Source organism: Lysinibacillus sp. KU-BSD001 (assembly GCF_042920265.1).
Classification (GTDB): domain Bacteria; phylum Bacillota; class Bacilli; order Bacillales_A; family Planococcaceae; genus Lysinibacillus_B.
Window position 1 is genome coordinate 1 of the sequence record NZ_JBDQZI010000007.1, and the last position, 17,253, is coordinate 17,253.

At 38.3% G+C, this 17,253-nt stretch carries 20 protein-coding genes; 12 read left to right on the plus strand and 8 right to left on the minus strand.

The window, feature by feature from the left end; translation table 11 throughout:
* Positions 1-123: 123 nt before the first annotated feature.
* The 4 genes from AAGS61_RS11505 to AAGS61_RS11520 form a co-directional block, all read right to left on the minus strand.
* Positions 124-702 (minus strand): hypothetical protein, encoded by a 579-nt coding sequence (locus tag AAGS61_RS11505; protein ID WP_391371672.1) that lies wholly within the window; start codon positions 700-702, stop codon positions 124-126.
* A 15-nt stretch (positions 703-717) separates the two neighbouring features.
* Positions 718-1,827: a flavodoxin-dependent (E)-4-hydroxy-3-methylbut-2-enyl-diphosphate synthase gene (gene ispG, locus AAGS61_RS11510; protein ID WP_391371675.1), complete on the minus strand. Its 1,110-nt coding sequence runs from the start codon at positions 1,825-1,827 to the stop codon at positions 718-720.
* 98 nt (positions 1,828-1,925) lie between these two features.
* Positions 1,926-2,249 (minus strand): hypothetical protein, encoded by a 324-nt coding sequence (locus AAGS61_RS11515; RefSeq protein ID WP_391371678.1) that lies wholly within the window; start codon positions 2,247-2,249, stop codon positions 1,926-1,928.
* A 55-nt stretch (positions 2,250-2,304) separates the two neighbouring features.
* Complete coding sequence (locus AAGS61_RS11520; RefSeq protein ID WP_391371681.1) at positions 2,305-2,805, minus strand: DUF1189 family protein; 501 nt, start codon at positions 2,803-2,805, stop codon at positions 2,305-2,307.
* 111 nt (positions 2,806-2,916) lie between these two features.
* On the opposite strand from AAGS61_RS11520, the gene AAGS61_RS11525 reads away from it, so the two are divergent.
* The gene (locus AAGS61_RS11525) at positions 2,917-3,396 is read left to right on the plus strand and encodes a DUF456 domain-containing protein (RefSeq protein WP_391371683.1); all 480 of its coding nucleotides are present in this window, start codon (positions 2,917-2,919) and stop codon (positions 3,394-3,396) included.
* A gap of 131 nt (positions 3,397-3,527) precedes the next feature.
* Positions 3,528-4,133 (plus strand): superoxide dismutase, encoded by a 606-nt coding sequence (locus AAGS61_RS11530; protein ID WP_391371685.1) that lies wholly within the window; start codon positions 3,528-3,530, stop codon positions 4,131-4,133.
* A 169-nt stretch (positions 4,134-4,302) separates the two neighbouring features.
* Here AAGS61_RS11530 and crcB (AAGS61_RS11535) read toward each other — a convergent pair whose 3' ends face one another.
* Entirely contained in the window at positions 4,303-4,641 is a 339-nt protein-coding gene (gene crcB / locus AAGS61_RS11535; protein ID WP_391371688.1) for a fluoride efflux transporter CrcB, read from the minus strand.
* Positions 4,638-5,006: a fluoride efflux transporter CrcB gene (gene crcB, locus AAGS61_RS11540; RefSeq protein ID WP_391371691.1), complete on the minus strand. Its 369-nt coding sequence runs from the start codon at positions 5,004-5,006 to the stop codon at positions 4,638-4,640. The genes crcB (AAGS61_RS11535) and crcB (AAGS61_RS11540) overlap by 4 nt, the downstream gene beginning before the upstream one ends.
* Before the next feature lie 354 nt (positions 5,007-5,360).
* On the opposite strand from crcB (AAGS61_RS11540), the gene AAGS61_RS11545 reads away from it, so the two are divergent.
* The 7 genes from AAGS61_RS11545 (at position 5,361) to rocF (ending at position 13,155) form a co-directional block, all read left to right on the plus strand.
* A complete protein-coding gene (locus AAGS61_RS11545) occupies positions 5,361-7,577 on the plus strand; it encodes a peptidoglycan D,D-transpeptidase FtsI family protein (RefSeq protein WP_391371694.1) in 2,217 nt (738 codons plus the stop codon).
* Positions 7,578-7,767: 190 nt separating this feature from the next.
* Positions 7,768-8,724: a PstS family phosphate ABC transporter substrate-binding protein gene (locus tag AAGS61_RS11550; protein WP_391371697.1), complete on the plus strand. Its 957-nt coding sequence runs from the start codon at positions 7,768-7,770 to the stop codon at positions 8,722-8,724.
* 110 nt (positions 8,725-8,834) lie between these two features.
* Positions 8,835-9,764 (plus strand): phosphate ABC transporter permease subunit PstC, encoded by a 930-nt coding sequence (gene pstC / locus AAGS61_RS11555; protein ID WP_391371700.1) that lies wholly within the window; start codon positions 8,835-8,837, stop codon positions 9,762-9,764.
* Between the two features lies 1 nt (position 9,765).
* Positions 9,766-10,644: a phosphate ABC transporter permease PstA gene (pstA, locus tag AAGS61_RS11560; RefSeq protein ID WP_391371703.1), complete on the plus strand. Its 879-nt coding sequence runs from the start codon at positions 9,766-9,768 to the stop codon at positions 10,642-10,644.
* Positions 10,645-10,656: 12 nt separating this feature from the next.
* Entirely contained in the window at positions 10,657-11,490 is an 834-nt protein-coding gene (gene pstB / locus AAGS61_RS11565; RefSeq protein WP_391371706.1) for a phosphate ABC transporter ATP-binding protein PstB, read from the plus strand.
* A 13-nt stretch (positions 11,491-11,503) separates the two neighbouring features.
* Positions 11,504-12,163 (plus strand): phosphate signaling complex protein PhoU, encoded by a 660-nt coding sequence (phoU, locus tag AAGS61_RS11570; protein ID WP_391371708.1) that lies wholly within the window; start codon positions 11,504-11,506, stop codon positions 12,161-12,163.
* A gap of 104 nt (positions 12,164-12,267) precedes the next feature.
* Entirely contained in the window at positions 12,268-13,155 is an 888-nt protein-coding gene (gene rocF / locus AAGS61_RS11575; protein WP_391371711.1) for an arginase, read from the plus strand.
* A gap of 63 nt (positions 13,156-13,218) precedes the next feature.
* Here rocF and AAGS61_RS11580 read toward each other — a convergent pair whose 3' ends face one another.
* Entirely contained in the window at positions 13,219-13,953 is a 735-nt protein-coding gene (locus tag AAGS61_RS11580; protein ID WP_391371714.1) for an alpha/beta fold hydrolase, read from the minus strand.
* Positions 13,954-14,143: 190 nt separating this feature from the next.
* On the opposite strand from AAGS61_RS11580, the gene AAGS61_RS11585 reads away from it, so the two are divergent.
* Positions 14,144-14,458, plus strand: coding sequence for a pyrimidine/purine nucleoside phosphorylase (locus tag AAGS61_RS11585; protein WP_391371717.1), 315 nt, complete (start codon positions 14,144-14,146; stop codon positions 14,456-14,458).
* A gap of 609 nt (positions 14,459-15,067) precedes the next feature.
* Here the strand turns inward: AAGS61_RS11585 and AAGS61_RS11590 are convergent.
* Positions 15,068-15,928: a DUF6612 family protein gene (locus AAGS61_RS11590; RefSeq protein WP_391371720.1), complete on the minus strand. Its 861-nt coding sequence runs from the start codon at positions 15,926-15,928 to the stop codon at positions 15,068-15,070.
* Positions 15,929-16,120: 192 nt separating this feature from the next.
* On the opposite strand from AAGS61_RS11590, the gene AAGS61_RS11595 reads away from it, so the two are divergent.
* Together AAGS61_RS11595 and AAGS61_RS11600 are read left to right on the plus strand one after the other, a co-directional pair.
* On the plus strand, positions 16,121-16,309 hold the full coding sequence (locus AAGS61_RS11595; protein ID WP_391371723.1) for a hypothetical protein: 189 nt from the start codon (positions 16,121-16,123) through the stop codon (positions 16,307-16,309).
* Positions 16,310-16,395: 86 nt separating this feature from the next.
* Entirely contained in the window at positions 16,396-17,079 is a 684-nt protein-coding gene (locus tag AAGS61_RS11600) for a hypothetical protein (RefSeq protein WP_391371726.1), read from the plus strand.
* Positions 17,080-17,253 lie beyond the last annotated feature (174 nt).

Sequence of the window (17,253 nt, forward strand, 5' to 3'; positions counted from 1 at the left end):
GTTTTTAATACGGATTCTTAAATGATCCCAGGGGCTGTTCGGCTTTCCTTCACTTCTACTATAAAAAAATAGTAGCACAAACCATGGCCGTGGTTTGTACTACTAATGTTAGTATGTTTTTTATTAAAATTTTTTTTGAATCCATTCATTTGCTTCGAGCCAGTTGTTGACACGAATTACATTTGAAGGGATAGATAACTGGTTATATGGTGTATTAAATAGCAACACCGGAATATTTAGTTCCTCTGCAATCATAACGGCATTATCATGTTTGTCTTCGAAAAACGCATCAACCTGATATTGGCGAGCCGCTGCAATTTTATCGTGACTGCCGATGAGTTCGATATGGTGATAAGGAATTTGTTGCTCTTGGAACCAATTCGTTGTCACATCAAAAACATTTTCGCCACGAGCTGAGATATAAAATAGCTCATATACATTTTCCCAGGCATTTAAAATTTGTTTTGCATGTGTTGCTGCTTCACTTACTGCATACATAGCTGGTTCATTTTCCTTAAACCATGCGTTAAAGCTAGCGCGGTCGATTGGATGGGGGAATGCGCTTAAAAAATCATATTCGACTACATCGTTCAGTGTAATATTGACGTTGTACTCTTTATTAATATGTGGAATTAATGTCGCAGGGCATGTGACTGTTCCATCAATATCAATCCCAAAGCGTGGTTTTGTTTTGGATGTCACGCGGAAACACCTCTCTTATGCATTCGCTTTTGTGTCAGCTTCACGCTGTTGTGCCATTTCAGCAGCCAGCTTATCAATTTCTTTTTTCAATTCGTCTACCATCGTTTCTTCAGGTACTTTACGCACTGTTTTCCCTTTCATGAATAGAAGGCCTTCACCACGCGCACCAGCAATCCCGATATCTGCTTCACGAGCTTCCCCAGGACCATTTACCGCACAACCTAATACAGCTACTTTTAATGGTACATTTAATTTTGAAATATATTCTTCTACTTCGTTTGCAATCGAGATCAGGTCAATTTCAATACGACCACAAGTAGGGCAAGAAATTAATGTCGCCATATTCGATGCAAGACCGAATGATTTTAGTAATTCACGTGCGACTTTTATTTCTTCTACTGGGTCTGCTGAAAGTGAAATACGAAGTGTGTTACCGATGCCTTTTGAAAGAATAGCACCAAGACCAGCAGCTGATTTTACTGTACCAGCAAATAGGGTACCTGATTCTGTAATACCTAAGTGTAGCGGATAGTCAAATGCTTGTGCCGCTTTTTCATAGGCTTCAATCGCTAAGTTTACATCAGAAGCTTTCATCGACACGATAATGTCGTGGAAGTCTAGGTCTTCTAAAATTTTAATATGGTGTAGCGCTGATTCAACCATCCCATCAGCTGTAGGGTAGCCGTATTTTTCTAAAATATGGCGCTCTAATGAACCTGCATTTACACCGATACGAATCGGAATATTTTTCGCTTTCGCTGCGTTAACAACTGCTTCTACCTTTTCACGACGACCGATATTCCCTGGATTAATACGAACTTTATCAATGCCGTTTTCGATCGCTTTTAATGCTAAACGGTAGTCAAAGTGAATATCTGCAACAAGCGGAATGTTAATTTGTTTTTTAATATCGGCAATCGCATCAGCTGCGCGCTCATCAGGAACAGCTACACGCACGATTTGACAACCAGCTTCTTCTAAACGTTTAATTTCTGCAACAGTGGCTTCTACATCATGTGTTTTTGTTGTACACATACTTTGAATAACTACTTCATTGTTACCACCAATCGTTAAATTACCAACACGTACAGGGCGTGTTTTTGTACGGTGAACGATTTCACTCATTTCATTTCTCTCCTTTTCGGGCTTTAATACATAAGCCGTCACTGAAACCTATTTTAGCAGTCTGTGAAAGTAAAAAACAAGGAAGAATAACTGATTTATTATTTTTCACAACGATTTACTGGTTTTATCGGGATTAAAACTTCTTCCCCAGCAACTAATGATTGCTTTTCAAGATGTGGATTATATCGAAAAAATAGAGTAAGTCGTTCGGATTGAGAGATATTATATTCGTAAGGTACTGCCGCAAATAAACTATGAATGGTATCGTTTGGAGTGACTTTTACACGTACGGTTTCATATTCAACTATTTGTACACAATCGCCTTCGTAAAACTCTGCTAAAGGTAATGTACCTTCCTGTAAGTCAATTTTAATAACGGCGACAACAACAAAAAATAGAACAGTCCATAAAAGTAAACGCAAAAAAATCCCTCCTTGCACAACACTATATGTGTGAATGAGAGATTCATGCTTATTTTTAGGACTGTTTTGGATATTTTGTTAAAGCAATGATGATAAATAACATTGTGATAAAGATTCCTATTAAAGTAGTCCACGTGCCTGATAATTGGAACATCTCAGAGAGAATGGAAATGAGTATTGCCCATGTAGCAGCAAACGCAGCTGTACGCCAAATATGACGATATTCACCGCGGCGTTTCATGATTTTGCTGAAAAAATAACCAGCCAATGCATATAAACTAATACGCGCAAAAATTAATAGCGTCGTAAAAATAAATAAGAAAATAAAAGCAAATGGGTAAAGTAACCACTGAATATCAGCAATGTACTCCGTTAAGCCATCGATGTTTAGTACATTTTCGTTAACCCCTGTTGTAAATTGCCCGAATGAAAAAGCGGTTATAAGGGTAATCAATATAAACACATATTGAATAACTTTTCCAATGGATAAAATGCGGTATGCGGCTAATTTTTTAGGGTTTATTAAACTATCAATAAATAATTGTGAGTGTTTCATGTCATTTCTCCTCCACACGCAAGTTTAACATGAAAAGTGTAGAAGGAAAATGAACATTGCTTGAAACCTTTTGGCGTATTGTACGTAAATCGAATAGAAAGGAGAGGTTTTATGGATATCGTTGCATGGATTTTAATCATTGCATTTTTTGCGATCGCATTTATTGGGCTCATTTATCCAATTATTCCATCGGTGCTGTTTATAGTAGGTGGATTTGTCGTATACGGTTTATTTTATAGCTTTAGTGAACTACCTTGGTGGTTTTGGCTGATTGAAATATTATTAGTTGTATTATTATTTGGCGCAGATACAGTTTCGAATTTAATTGGTGTCAAGAAATTTGGTGGCTCAAAAGCAGGCATGTGGGGAAGTACAATCGGATTGTTAGTTGGACCGTTTGTCATTCCGTTTGCTGGTATTTTAATTGGTCCGTTTTTAGGGGCGGTAATAGCAGAGCTACTGATCACGAAATCAGATTGGGAACAAGCATTAAAAACAGGCGTTGGTTCGCTAGTTGGCTTTTTAACATCGGTTGTCACAAAGGGGATTTTGCAAGCAATTATGATTATATTGTTTGTGATCGCCATTTAACTTCCCTAAATTTCCGTCAAAAGGCTGATTTGCCATTTTGAGTGCTTTTTTAGTTGAACGTCTGGGCTAATTTTGATACCTTAGTTAATGGAATCATATTAATTTTATTTATTTCAAGGAGGAACTTAATTATGGCTTACAAATTACCAGAATTAACTTATGCTTACGATGCATTAGAACCACATATCGATGCACGCACAATGGAAATCCACCATTCTAAACACCACAATACGTATGTAACAAACTTAAACGCAGCAGTAGAAGGTACTGAATTCGCTGAAAAAGACATCAACGAACTAATTGCGAACTTAGACGCTCTACCAGCGGATAAGCAAACAGCTGTACGTAACAACGGTGGCGGTCACGCAAACCACACATTATTCTGGGAAGTAATCGCGCCAGGCGGTTCGAATACACCAGTTGGTGAGGTTGCAAAAGCAATCGACGCTAAATTCGGTTCTTTCGATGCATTCAAAGAAGAGTTCGCTAAAGCGGCAACAACTCGTTTCGGTTCAGGTTGGGCTTGGTTAATCGTTGAGGGTGACGGTGTAGCTGTAACATCAACTCCAAACCAAGACTCTCCAGTAATGGAAGGTAAAACACCAATCTTAGGTTTAGACGTGTGGGAGCACGCTTACTACTTAAACTACCAAAACCGTCGTCCAGACTACATCACTGCATTCTGGAACGTAGTGAACTGGGACGTAGTAGAGAAAAAGTTCCAAGAAGCTAAATAATAAAAATTTCTGCACTGAAAGCGAAGCGACAGGTGCAAAGTAATCGCGAAGATTTTAGCTGTTCTTCGAAATCTATAGTTTGCTATTCATATAAAAAATACCTCTAATGCTAACATTAGAGGTATTTTCTATTGCCTAAAGTATAAGTGGATAGCGGCTAAATTAGTTTTTACGAAATGAACAGCGCAATAAAAAAAGCGCCTACCCCTAAAAGAACACTCCCGATCCAATACAAAGATGCCAACCCAAACTGCCGTGCTTTCACAAGTTGCAGCGTTTCATAGCTATATGTAGAAAAAGTTGTAAAGGCACCTAAAAAGCCAATCCCTACTAATTGATACAATGTATCGGCAACTTCACTGGCTATAACGATCCCTAATAAAAAAGCACCAACTATATTAACGATGCAAGTAGGAAATGGAAAGCCTTTATGAATAGTAGATAATTTTTTACTCACAATAAATCGACTAATCGCGCCAAAAAATCCACCAATCATGACATAAATCATGATGGAACACCTCCACTCCCGAGCTTATAGCCAATTAAGCTAAGAAAAAGGCCACCAATCATAGAACAACTAATGTAAAGAAAAGCGGTTCCATATAATTCACCAGAAACGAGTGTAGCCGTTTCATAGCTGAATGTAGAAAAGGTTGTAAAAGCACCAAGTACACCCGTTGTTAAAGCAAGTCGTATATGTGGATAGTTATTAAATAACGTTCCACTCAGAATAAAGCTAAGCAGGAAGCACCCAACTAAATTAGCGATCAATGTTGCGAGTGGAAATCCACCCTCATATATAACGGTTTGGCTTAGGCAATATCGGAGCAATGCGCCAACTACCCCTCCGACTCCAACAGCGAATAATTCCATGTAATTCACCTCGATGTATATCCTCTTTTATTATTTAACAAGATATCAGGAAAAATGGAAACCTTTTCGCGACCAACCTAGTCATTATTAAAAAGGGGTCTGCCGTAATCGCATCTTTTTTCTAATAGAAGATAATGTTATACTAAAGGGCATGGGTTTTTTAGCGTATTGGAAAGTATACGTTTCATGGATCCTCGAATAAGAACGATCTATAAGTGTTTATTTCCAACCTAGCCATGAAAAATGATTTCAAAACGGTTAAAAGATAAACCCGATTGCATTATAAAAAATCTATCCACAATTTTTATCGGAAAAATATAATTTGAAATAGTTTCAAAGAAAGGGGAACGGAAGGTGCGAAAACCGATACCAAATAACAACAATAAGAATGCTAAAGCAAAACAACGTGCAAACTTAACATTCCGCATGAACATCCTTTTCTTTTCAATCTTTTTATTGTTCTCAATATTGATTTTTCGTCTAGGCTACTTGCAAATTGTCAAAGGGGAAGATTATGTACTTGAATTAGAGCGAACAGAAGAAGTACGTGTCAACACAAGTGTGCCGCGTGGGCGTATTTATGATCGGTACGGTCGTATTTTAGTTGATAATCAGCCTGAAAATGCCATTACGTATACGAAACTGCCAACGACGAAAAGAGATGAAATGTTAGAGGTGGCAAAAGATTTAGCGCAATTGATCGATATGCCGACAAATCGTGTAACGTATCGCGACAAGCAAGACTTTTGGATTTTGAATAATAATGAGGCAGCCAAAGAAAAAGTAACGGATAAAGAAATGCAAGAATTCCGTAAAGCGAATGAAAATATTGAAGAAAGTGAAGTCGATAAAGAATATAATCGTCGTATTCTCGAACGGATCACGGACGAAGAATTAGCGCAGCTAACGGATTTTGATTTAGAAGTGCTAGCCATTTACCGTGAGATGACGTCAGGCTATAATTTATCGCCACAAATTATTAAAAGTGAAAATGTAACGGATGCAGAATTTGCCCTAGTATCCGAACGATTATCAGAATTACCGGGTGTCAATACGACAACCGATTGGAAACGTGTGCGTTTAGCATCGCTCGCTGTCCTTGGACGTACAACAACACCGAGCAAAGGGATTCCGAAAAGTAAGTTAAACTACTACCTCGCTCGAGAATATTCGCGAAATGATCGTGTGGGGGAAAGTTATTTTGAAGCGGAGTATGAAGAGTTATTACAAGGTGAAAAATCCGTTGTCAAAAACTTAACAAATAAAAAAGGCGAAGTTGTTGAAACAATTACAACCTATGCAGGCGAACCAGGGAAAGATTTAGTTACAACGCTTGATATGGAATTGCAACAAGAAGCAGAGCGTATTGTTGAAAAATATTTATTGCAAATGAAAGCTTCAGGCGGTTCTTCACTGTTAGACAGAGCATTTTACGTTATGATGGATCCGAATACAGGTGAAATTTTAAGTATGGTTGGCAAGAAAATCGAGTATGACGAAGAAACGCGAGAGCGCTATATGATTGATTATTCTTATGGCGCCTTTACAACCGCTTATGAAGCAGGTTCGGCGGTGAAGGCCGCAACAGTATTAACCGCTTATCATGAAGGGGTTATTTCACCAGGAACCGTTTTAGTCGATCAGCCTATTTTACTAGCAGGTACACAGCCAAAAAGCTCCGTATTTAACCGTGGTGGCGCCATTGCGATGAATGACGTAAGAGCTTTAGAACAATCATCCAACTCGTATATGTTCCAACTAGCCATTAAAATGGGGGGGACGAACTATTACCGTAATATGGGGCTAAGATTGAAAGATGATACACTGCAACGTATGCGCAACGGTTATGCGCAGTTTGGTTTAGGGGTTGAAACAGGTATTGATTTACCGGGAGAAATGACGGGATACCAAGGGGTAATGGATACGCCGGGTAAAATGCTCGACTTAGCAATTGGCCAGTTTGATACGTATACGCCACTTCAGCTCGCACAGTATATTTCTACTATTGCCAATGGTGGTTATCGTATTCAGCCACGATTACTAAAAGAAATCCGTAACCCTTCTGCTGATGGTGAAAAGCTTGGCACATTAGTGGAAGAAGTACAGCCGAAAATTTTAAATCGTATTTCTAACACAGATGCAGAAATTGCGCAGGTAAAAGAAGGCTTACGTCGCGTGTATGTCGGTTCTTATGGTTCCGCTAGAAGTAAATTTTATGATACACCTTATACAGCAGCAGGTAAAACAGGTACGGCAGAGGTAGTATATTACGGACCACAAAAGGAGCGCTACGGTACAGAAGTGTTAAGCCTTATTCATGTTGGTTTTGCGCCATATGAAAATCCTGAAGTAGCGTATGCCGTAGTCATTCCTTGGGCTACGACAAACCACAATAGATATACATCGTATAATAACTATATTGCTAGAGAAGTGTTAGATGCTTATTTTGCACTAAAAGAAAAGCGTGCAAGTGATGGGAAATTAGCTAATACCGTAGAGCAAGACATTTTACCAGCTCTATCAAAAGACATTCTGGATGAAGATGAAGAAGAAGAAAAAGTAAATGAATAATAATAAAAGGAGTGATTTCATAGGCGTAGGTCTAGGAAATCGCTCCTTTTTACGTGACATGCGATGTTTGAAATTTACATTGTTTCACACTAATTTACGCACGCTTAACAATTCATTTATATGTTCTCAATAATACGAATCTATAGTGAAACTTGTAAGAATACTTACTTTGATTTGGAGGACATTCACAATGAAAAAATGGAAGTACTTAACAATGACAGCGGTATTAGGTTCTGCACTACTATTAGGAGCATGTGGTGATGACAAAGATTCAACAACTGCAAACGGTGCAGAAACAGAAACAGAAGAAGGCGCAGCACAATTATCAGGTGATGTACTAGGTGACGGTTCATCTACTGTAGCACCAATTATGGAGGCGATCGTAGAAGAATACGCAGGTGTACAACGTGATGTGCGCGTTTCTGTCGGCGTATCAGGTACTGGTGGTGGGTTCGAAAAATTCATCAACGGTGAAACAGATTTTTCAAATGCCTCTCGTCCTATTAAAGATTCAGAAGCTCAAAGCTTAAAAGATGCAGGCATTGACTATACAGAATTCGAGATTGCTTACGATGGTTTATCTGTCGTGATTCACCCAGAAAACACTTGGGCTAAGGATTTAACAGTAGACCAATTAAAAAAACTTTGGGTAGAAGATGGCACAACAAAGAAATGGTCTGATATCGACCCATCTTGGCCAGCTGAAGAAGTAGTATTTTACTCACCAGGTTCTGATTCTGGTACGTATGACTACTTTGATGAAGTAATTCTAGATGGTGAAGATTTAGTGAAAACAGCAACATTATCAGAAGATGATAACGTATTAGTACAAGGTGTTGTTGCTGATAAAAATGCGATTGCATTCTTCGGTTATGCTTACTACTTAGCAAACCAAGATAAGTTACAAGTTGTAGCTGTAGATGGTGTAGAACCAACGAATGAAACGATTGAATCAGGCGAATATTCACCATTATCACGTCCACTTTACGTATACGTGAAAAATGAAGCTTTAAAAAATGAAGCAACATATGACTTCGTTAAATTCGCACTTGAAAATGCAGGCGACATGGCAGAACTAACAGGTTATGTACGTTCACCACAAGCAAAATATGATGAAGGTTTAGCGGCACTAGAAGCATTAAAATAAAAAAGCGCGTGTGGTAAGACCGACTTACCGCACGTTTTTTTCTAAAAAAGAACCGTGCCACTTCGTCACAATTTTGATCTAGACTTTTCATATTAAGAAAGGGAGATAGTATGGCTAATCAATCGGTACAGTCAATGATTGCTGCTTCCCGTAACAAAAAAGGCAAGAAAATCGTTGAAAAATTTGTACCTATTGCCTTATTTGCAGCAGCAGCGCTTTCAGTCCTAACAACGTTTGGGATTGTATTTACACTGATTTTCGAAACATTTGAATTCTTTACACGTATTTCCATTACAGATTATCTATTTGGCACAGAATGGTTGCCTTTCTCAGGGAAAGATCCTTTATATGGGGTATTACCATTAATTTTAGGGACGTTTAAGGTGACATTTATAGCGATTATAGTAGCGGTACCATTAGGGCTTGGTGTAGCTATTTATTTAAGTGAATATGCATCCGATAAGGTGCGCCGAATTGTTAAACCGATTTTAGAAGTATTAGCTGGTGTACCAACCATTGTGTATGGTTTCTTTGCTTTAACATTTGTGACGCCAGTGCTTCAACAAATCATTCCATCGTTAAAAATTTTTAATGCATTAAGCCCTGGGATTGTTGTAGGGATTATGATTTTACCGATGATTGCCTCGATGTCAGAGGATGCGATGAGCTCAGTACCGAATTCGATTCGTGAAGGTGCACTTGGCTTAGGCTCTACAAAGTTTGAAGTAGCGATTAAAGTCGTTTTACCTGCCGCACTATCAGGTATCGTGGCATCTGTTGTATTAGCCGTTTCACGTGCCATTGGTGAAACGATGATCGTATCTTTAGCAGGGGGATCAACACCACTCTTTGACTTTGGTTTTACAGGCTCTATCCAAACGATGACAGCTTATATTGTACAAGTAACAACAGGTGATGCTGGTTACGGCACAACGATTTACTATTCGATTTATGCAGTAGGATTTACATTATTTATTTTCACATTAATAATGAATTTACTAGCACAATACATTTCAAAACGCTTCAGAGAGGAGTATTAAGATGAAATATATAGATAATACTGCTGTGATGAAGCGAATGGGCAAACGCTTAACGCTCAACAAAGTATGGAAGGCATTATTCATTGTAGCAACAAGCTTTGCGCTTATTTCATTAGCTGTTTTGTTATTTCGTATTTTCTCCCAAGGAATCGGTTATTTGAATGTTGATTTCTTAACAAATTTTGCTTCCCGTATTCCTGAAAAAGCAGGGATTAAGGCAGCCTTAATTGGATCGATTTGGCTTATGTGTGTTGTTGCACCCGTGTCGATTATTTTAGGTGTATCGACAGCCATTTATTTAGAAGAGTATGCAAAGAAAAATAAATTGAATGATTTTATCCGCATGAACATTTCCAATTTAGCAGGTGTACCGTCGATTGTATTCGGTTTACTTGGGTTAACGATTTTTGTGCGAATGATGGATTTAGGCAAAAGTATTTTAGCTGCTGGTTTTACGATGAGTTTACTTATTTTACCTGTCATCATTGTAGCCGCGCAGGAAGCGATTCGTGCAGTACCAAATGAGCAACGTGAAGCATCGTACGGTATGGGCGCAACAAAATGGCAAACGATTGTCCGTGTTGTGTTACCATCTGCGATTCCAGGGATTTTAACGGGTAGTATTTTAGCCCTTTCCCGAGCAATCGGGGAAACAGCACCGCTTGTTGTAATCGGGATTCCTGTTATTCTACAATTCCTACCAACAGGTATTATGGATTCGTTTACGGCATTACCTATGCAAATTTTCGACTGGGCTAAGCGACCTCAGGAAGAGTTTCAATACGTGGCAGCAGCGGGCATTATTGTGTTAATGACCGTGCTGGTGTTAATGAATTCGATTGCGGTATTGATTCGAAATAAGTTCCAAAAACGTTATTAAGGAGTGTGTACGATGGTACATGTAGCAGAAAAGGTGACACCGAAGATTATCGTCAATGAGCAAAAGCCTACACTTGCAACATCGACAAAGAAAGATGTCGTATTTGCAACGAGAAATTTTGATTTATGGTATGGCGAACATCATGCCCTAAAAAATGTGAATGTTGATATTTTAGAAAATGAAGTAACGGCTGTAATTGGTCCTTCGGGTTGTGGGAAATCTACGTATGTAAAGGCATTAAATCGTATGGTGGAATTAGTGCCGATCGTACGTACAACAGGTGAAATTAACTATCGTGGTCGCAATATTTTCGATAGTAATTACGAAGTAGAAGAGTTACGTACGCGTGTAGGGATGGTATTCCAAAAGCCAAACCCATTCCCAAAATCGATTTATGATAATATTGCGTATGGTCCACGTATTCACGGTATTAAAAATAAAAAAACATTAGATGAAATCGTGGAGAAGTCGTTGCGCGGAGCCGCGATTTGGGATGATGTAAAAGATCGTCTTCATCAAAATGCTTACGGTTTATCAGGTGGACAGCAGCAACGTATTTGTATCGCGCGTTGTTTAGCGATTGAGCCAGATGTGATTTTAATGGATGAGCCGACTTCTGCATTAGATCCAATTTCTACGTTAAAGGTAGAGGAGCTTGTGCAAGAATTAAAAGAGAAATACTCGATTATTATTGTAACGCATAATATGCAACAAGCTGCCCGTATTTCTGATAAGACCGCGTTCTTCCTAAATGGTGAAATTATTGAATTTGATCAGACTGATAAAATCTTCTCTACTCCAACAGATCAACGTACAGAGGATTATATTTCAGGTCGCTTCGGATAAGGGGGAGAAAAGCATGTCAGTTCGTGAAAGATTCGAGAATGATTTACAAAGCGTACAGCAAGAATTGCTTCATTTATGTAATAAATCAATCGATGCATTGGAGCTCGCTTTCAAAGCATTTACAGAGAAAAATATTGATTTAGCATTAGAAATTATTGATATGGATATCGAGATTAACCGTCTAGAAGAGGAAATTAATGATCGTGTTATCTTACTTATCGCGAAGCAGCAACCAGTGGCAAGAGATTTACGTCGCTTAATGGTGATGGTCAAAGCTTCCGCTGATATGGAACGTGTTGGCGACTATGCGGTTAATATTGCGAAAGAAACGATTCGTATCGGGAAAGAACCGTTTATTACACCAATCGAAACGTTGGAAGATATGCACTTCCGCACGGTATCCATGTTGCGACAAATTTTAGAGGCATTTGTTGAAGAGAACACAACGAAAGCAAAGGAAATTGCGGATTTAGACGATCAAGTAGATGAACTATACGGCGATACAGTAAGTAATTTACTTCGCTTAACAAGTGTTTCAACGGAAAATATTTCGCAAATTACGTATTTATCATTTATCGCACGTTATATTGAGCGTTGTGCAGACCATGCGACAAATATTGCAGAGCATTTGTTTTATTTAGTCAAAGGTGAGCATTATGAATTAAATAACTAATAGCAGGACCCTTTCCGTTCACGCGGAAAGGGTTTGTTCTTTTTATGTATCATTGAATTGCTTTTTATTTCCCGCGTACAATAAGAGTAAGGGGGAGGAGAAGCATGAAAACGGTAGGGTTACTTGGGGTACCGATGGATTTAGGGCAAGCAAGACGTGGGGTCGATATGGGACCTAGTGCTATTCGGTATGCGGGTGTAGAAGAACGCCTCAAGAAGTTACATTATACAGTCGTTGATTATGGCGATATTGTCGTGAAGGGACGCTGTGTATCTCGCCAAGGAGATGCTCATTTGAAAAATTTACAGTCTGTTGTTGATGCAAGTTTAGCAGTAAAAGAGCGTGTTTTAAACATGCTAGGTGACGGGGTATTTCCGCTCATTTTTGGGGGCGATCATAGTATTTCAATTGGTACATTAGCTGCGATAAACACGTTAAAAAAGAATTTAGGGGTCATTTGGTATGATGCGCACGGTGATTTAAATATTCCCGAAACGTCGCCGTCAGGCAATATCCACGGTATGCCATTAGCCGTCAATTTAGGTTTAGGGCATCCCCTGCTGACATCTATTGGTTCTAGTAAACTAAAGCCACAAAATATTGTGTTAATAGGTGCGCGTGCATTAGATGATGGAGAAAAGGAACTGATTCATCAATTAGGCATTAAAGTATTTACGATGCATGAAATCGATAAGCTTGGTATGACAGCTGTGATGGAACAAACGATTGATTATTTAAAACAAACAGATGGCGTCCATTTATCGCTCGATTTAGATGCGCTTGATCCGATAGAATGTCCAGGGGTAGGGACACCGGTGCTTGGCGGGATTACATATCGCGAAAGCCATTTAGCAATGGAGATGCTGGCAGAAAGCGGCCTCATTTCATCAGCGGAATTTGTAGAAGTAAACCCAATATTAGATCACCAGAATAAAACAGCCGAGGTTGCCGTTGCGTTAATTGGTTCACTATTCGGTGAAAAACTGCTGTAAAAAGAGTGGGTCGGAGTTATCTCAAGTGATTGCAACAATCGAGTAATCCGACCTGTTTTCCTTTTACCCTAAAAATTGTTTGATTGCCTTTAAAAATGCCTTGTCATCTTCAAGCATACCAATATGTCCAGTATTTGTAACAATTTTCTGGACGGCAATATTGTCCGTTTCAATCGGTGAAACAATTGTATCCTGTTGCCCTTCAATGACAAGGATCGGTGTAGATGTTTCATGGAGTAGCTGTGTTTGATTTGGGCGCTCTTTCATTGCTTGCAATGCAGCGATTAGCCCTTCTTTTGTTGCTTTGTAAGCGATATTCCGTGCAAACTCGATATGTTCATTAGCTGCTTCTTTACTAAAAAATGCATCAATGCTGTTGTCTACAAATGCTTTTACACCGTTTTGTTCAATTGCTTTTATTTGTCCATCGCGTTTTTTCTGTGTTTCAGCTGAATCAGGGGATGCCGAAGAATAAGCTAAAATTAGTTTGTCTATTTTCGCCATATTACGTTCGAGTGCAGCAAGTGCGATATAGCCGCCCATAGAATGTCCAAGCCATGCGGCATTTGCGATTTTTTCTTGTGTTAATACGTCGACAATCGCTTGTGCATAGTCGTATATCGTATAATTTCTTTGTTCCATTTTACTTTTTCCATGCCCAGGTAAATCAATCAGAACTAACTCATAATGTTGTTGTAATTCTTCAATGACATTATTAAAAATAGTTCTGTCTCCTAAAAAACCATGAATAATGACAAGCGTTTCATCGCCGCTTCCTTTCAGTTCATAATGCAACATTAAGATAACCTCCCATAATCTTTTGGCTTAGTGTTTCCTTCTTGCCTCAATAATTTAAACGTATTATCGATTTTTACGATTGTTTTTAGCACAAAAAAGTATAAAAAAAGACGGAATTTTTAGGTAATGGTGTTTTTCACGTATTATTTTTGTGCTATAGTGAGTACACAAGAAAGAGAGGGGCATTTTTATGACTACTTTTGATAATGTAACGTTACAAAAACAAGCAAATATTTACTTTGACGGGAAAGTAACGAGTCGTACTGTAGTATTTGCAGATGGAACTAAAAAAACACTAGGTATTATGTTGCCCGGAGAATACGAGTTTTCCACAGGTTTAAAAGAGGAAATGGAAATTTTAGCAGGTAAGCTGTCGTATAAACTTCAAGGAGCAGAGTGGGAAACGATTGATGAAAAAGGTGTATTTTACGTACCAGCTAACAGCTCTTTCCAACTAAAAGTAGAAACCGTAACAGATTACTGTTGCTCTTATTTAGCCGAATAATACATAAAAAAATGGTACGCAAAAAAGCGCACCATTTTTTCCGTTAAAGCAGTATGGGGATTTTATTTTAAAAATTCTTAATGAGCAAAATTTAAAACATATATTACCATTTTAGTAACCGTTGCTTTCCGCTGCGGCACTCGCTTTCCACGGGCGAGATCAAGCCTCCTCGTCGCTCATGCTTCGCTGCTCCTGTCGCTACGCTTTCGTCGCAAATAAATTTCCTGCGGGGTCTTGATTGTCTCGCTTTTCCCGTAGGAGTCTCGTGCCTCCGCTACAAGCAACTATTTTTCAATACAATAATCGATTGCTCAAAAATACTGAAAAATCCTTATTGAGTACAGTAAAGGCTAGACAGACTATACGCGCAAACGGAAAGAAAATGAGTTCTTTTAGAGAAGATAAATTTTTTCTAGAATATCGAGAAATATTCACATTTGCCGTAGCGCGCCATAGCCACAGGAGCCGGAACAGGAGATCCAAACAGGCCACTCCTGTTTTAGCTCCTGTGTAGGCTGTGGCAAAGCGCGGAGGCTACGATTATGTTTTCGTTTAATATCTGTTACTATTTACCTGGTATTTTTATGGTGTATTTTTGCTCATTACGAGTTAAAAACTTAATTCCTGTGCATTGTCAAGCACGTCTTGTGGAATCGTAATGCTGTCAATAGAGTTGAAATCATAATAGTCGATCGTAGAGCTTTGGTCGATCTTCATTGTCATGTCTTCCACATCCATTGTCATCGCCATATCCATGACCATATTCGTTAAGTCAAATGTCTCTTTATCAATTGTGAGTACGTATTTTGCATTTTCAATTTTTGTTCCCTCTAAGCCAGTTGTTAATTCTTCAGGTGTTTCTCCTAGTGTAGACTGTATTTGTTCAAGTAAAAAGTTCATAAATTTGTCACCTTCAGCATTTAGCGTTAAAATAAAATTATCATCTGTTTGTTCGAAGGTGAAATCCTTTACAAATTGTTCAAGTTGACGCAATTGTTCAGCTGCGTCGTTTTGCATCATACCAGCTTGACCTAGAATGGCTTCGTATTGCTCGCTTGGCATTTTAAACCATCCACCCATTGTTTCTTCATATATATAAAAACCGTCTTTTTCTGTCATATACATTTTAAGGGGCATTTTCATTTCTTCGCCAGATTCAGCATCAACCATAGCTGTTGTTCCTTCAGCGTATAGTTGAATAGGGTCGACGACTGTCTCCATTGTCATCTCGGAATTAGATGTCATGGCGAATGATTCATCACCCATTGACGTTTCCATCTCTTGAGAAATTTGCATATCTGCTTTTACACTTTTCATTTCTTGTTGACGTTCGATTGTTTTTTCAAATACTTGCTCTAGTGTTAAGTCAGAAGTGTTTGATGTATTTTCTTGAACGGTTGCTGTATTACCACATCCAGCAACAAGTACAGCTGATCCAATAGCCATTCCGATAAATAACTTTTTCTTCATACAAATCCATCTCCTTTAATTTAGTTCAATCTTATATACGGATGGAACGTGGAAAAAGTTTCAAAAAATAAAAAGCATAATATTTTTTTATTTGGGCATACCGTATGTCGAAGGAGAAATTATTGCATAAACTGTTTGAAAGTTAGAAAAACAGGGTAATAAATTAATGTCTTTTGGAAGGAGAGCGGATGAATGAAAGATAGTGTAGCATGTTTAATCATAGGGGGAATTGTGTTAAGTGTAAGTATTGTTTTATTATTGCTTCATTATATTGTCCCAGGGATTATTCTGTTTAGTCTAGCATCCATTTTATTTGTATGTAGTAGCTTGTTAGTAAGAGCTCATGGAGAACATGTATTTGATCGGCGTTCACGTATTTAAAAGAAGTAACTGTAGATGCCACGCTTGTACAAGTTTATTTGATGAACTAATAACTCCATTTTGAACATAAGGTGTGTGACAATAAGGTGAGGACATTATTTTACGATGATGTGTACCATTTTTTATATAGTAGCAAAATGTTTCAGCAACTAATGGAAGAAGAACAACAAGCATTTTTACAGCAGTTTGCAGACGATGCACAATTTAGAACGGCGCTGGCCATTGCTGCAGATTTTCAAACTCGTATAGGGAAAATAGCAGCTGTCGTAACGGAAGGAGAGGCTACATATGAACCGTTCCGACAAAAACGGGATGTCATTGCCCCATTAATTATAGGGTTAGATACATCACGAGCTATAGGGAGCTTTGAAATTCAAGCACAAGGATTGATGTTCCCACTTTTAGAATTATGTGCGATACAGCAACGGGATTGCATTGTACTCACAGAAGACGAGCGATTTTTATTTCCACATGGAAGCCTTTTACCAACCGCCGTCAAAGGTGTGCAACATATAAAAGTAAAAGAACATACGAATATGGCAGTACTTTATAAGCAAGCACTTCAGCTTTTTGATCAATATGAGGCGAAACGAGGCGGAGAATTTCTATTGATAACGGCTAATACATTTGAACCGTCCGCCATTTTAGAAGAAGTGATTCACGAATTACAATTACGCCGTATTGAGCTTTCAGCGATTGTGTTAGATGAAAAACAATTTGAAGCATCATCGCTTTTATTTTTAGATAAAGTGTTTTTCCCGAATGCGTAAAATTTGAACGATAATATCAAATTAAATTTTCACAAAAGCAGTCTCATTTGTCATGCTTTGGCAAGTAGTTAGACGTAAATAGTATTTATTGTTATGTACGAACCAGTTACACTAAATCTTTTTTGTTCCTTTTATAAATAGTTTGAATAATAAGAAATTTTATATTAAAATAAG

What these genes read in the sequence shown, in the direction of transcription:
- ispG (WP_391371675.1), bottom strand. Translation starts at nt 1,827, where the DNA reads ATGAGTGAAATCGTTCACCGTACAAAAACACGCCCTGTACGTGTTGGT.
- AAGS61_RS11520 (WP_391371681.1), bottom strand. Translation starts at nt 2,805, where the DNA reads ATGAAACACTCACAATTATTTATTGATAGTTTAATAAACCCTAAAAAA.
- AAGS61_RS11525 (WP_391371683.1), top strand. Translation starts at nt 2,917, where the DNA reads ATGGATATCGTTGCATGGATTTTAATCATTGCATTTTTTGCGATCGCA.
- AAGS61_RS11530 (WP_391371685.1), top strand. Translation starts at nt 3,528, where the DNA reads ATGGCTTACAAATTACCAGAATTAACTTATGCTTACGATGCATTAGAA.
- crcB (WP_391371688.1), bottom strand. Translation starts at nt 4,641, where the DNA reads ATGATTTATGTCATGATTGGTGGATTTTTTGGCGCGATTAGTCGATTT.
- crcB (WP_391371691.1), bottom strand. Translation starts at nt 5,006, where the DNA reads ATGGAATTATTCGCTGTTGGAGTCGGAGGGGTAGTTGGCGCATTGCTC.
- AAGS61_RS11550 (WP_391371697.1), top strand. Translation starts at nt 7,768, where the DNA reads ATGAAAAAATGGAAGTACTTAACAATGACAGCGGTATTAGGTTCTGCA.
- pstC (WP_391371700.1), top strand. Translation starts at nt 8,835, where the DNA reads ATGGCTAATCAATCGGTACAGTCAATGATTGCTGCTTCCCGTAACAAA.
- pstA (WP_391371703.1), top strand. Translation starts at nt 9,766, where the DNA reads ATGAAATATATAGATAATACTGCTGTGATGAAGCGAATGGGCAAACGC.
- pstB (WP_391371706.1), top strand. Translation starts at nt 10,657, where the DNA reads ATGGTACATGTAGCAGAAAAGGTGACACCGAAGATTATCGTCAATGAG.
- phoU (WP_391371708.1), top strand. Translation starts at nt 11,504, where the DNA reads ATGTCAGTTCGTGAAAGATTCGAGAATGATTTACAAAGCGTACAGCAA.
- rocF (WP_391371711.1), top strand. Translation starts at nt 12,268, where the DNA reads ATGAAAACGGTAGGGTTACTTGGGGTACCGATGGATTTAGGGCAAGCA.
- AAGS61_RS11580 (WP_391371714.1), bottom strand. Translation starts at nt 13,953, where the DNA reads ATGTTGCATTATGAACTGAAAGGAAGCGGCGATGAAACGCTTGTCATT.
- AAGS61_RS11585 (WP_391371717.1), top strand. Translation starts at nt 14,144, where the DNA reads ATGACTACTTTTGATAATGTAACGTTACAAAAACAAGCAAATATTTAC.
- AAGS61_RS11590 (WP_391371720.1), bottom strand. Translation starts at nt 15,928, where the DNA reads ATGAAGAAAAAGTTATTTATCGGAATGGCTATTGGATCAGCTGTACTT.
- AAGS61_RS11595 (WP_391371723.1), top strand. Translation starts at nt 16,121, where the DNA reads ATGAAAGATAGTGTAGCATGTTTAATCATAGGGGGAATTGTGTTAAGT.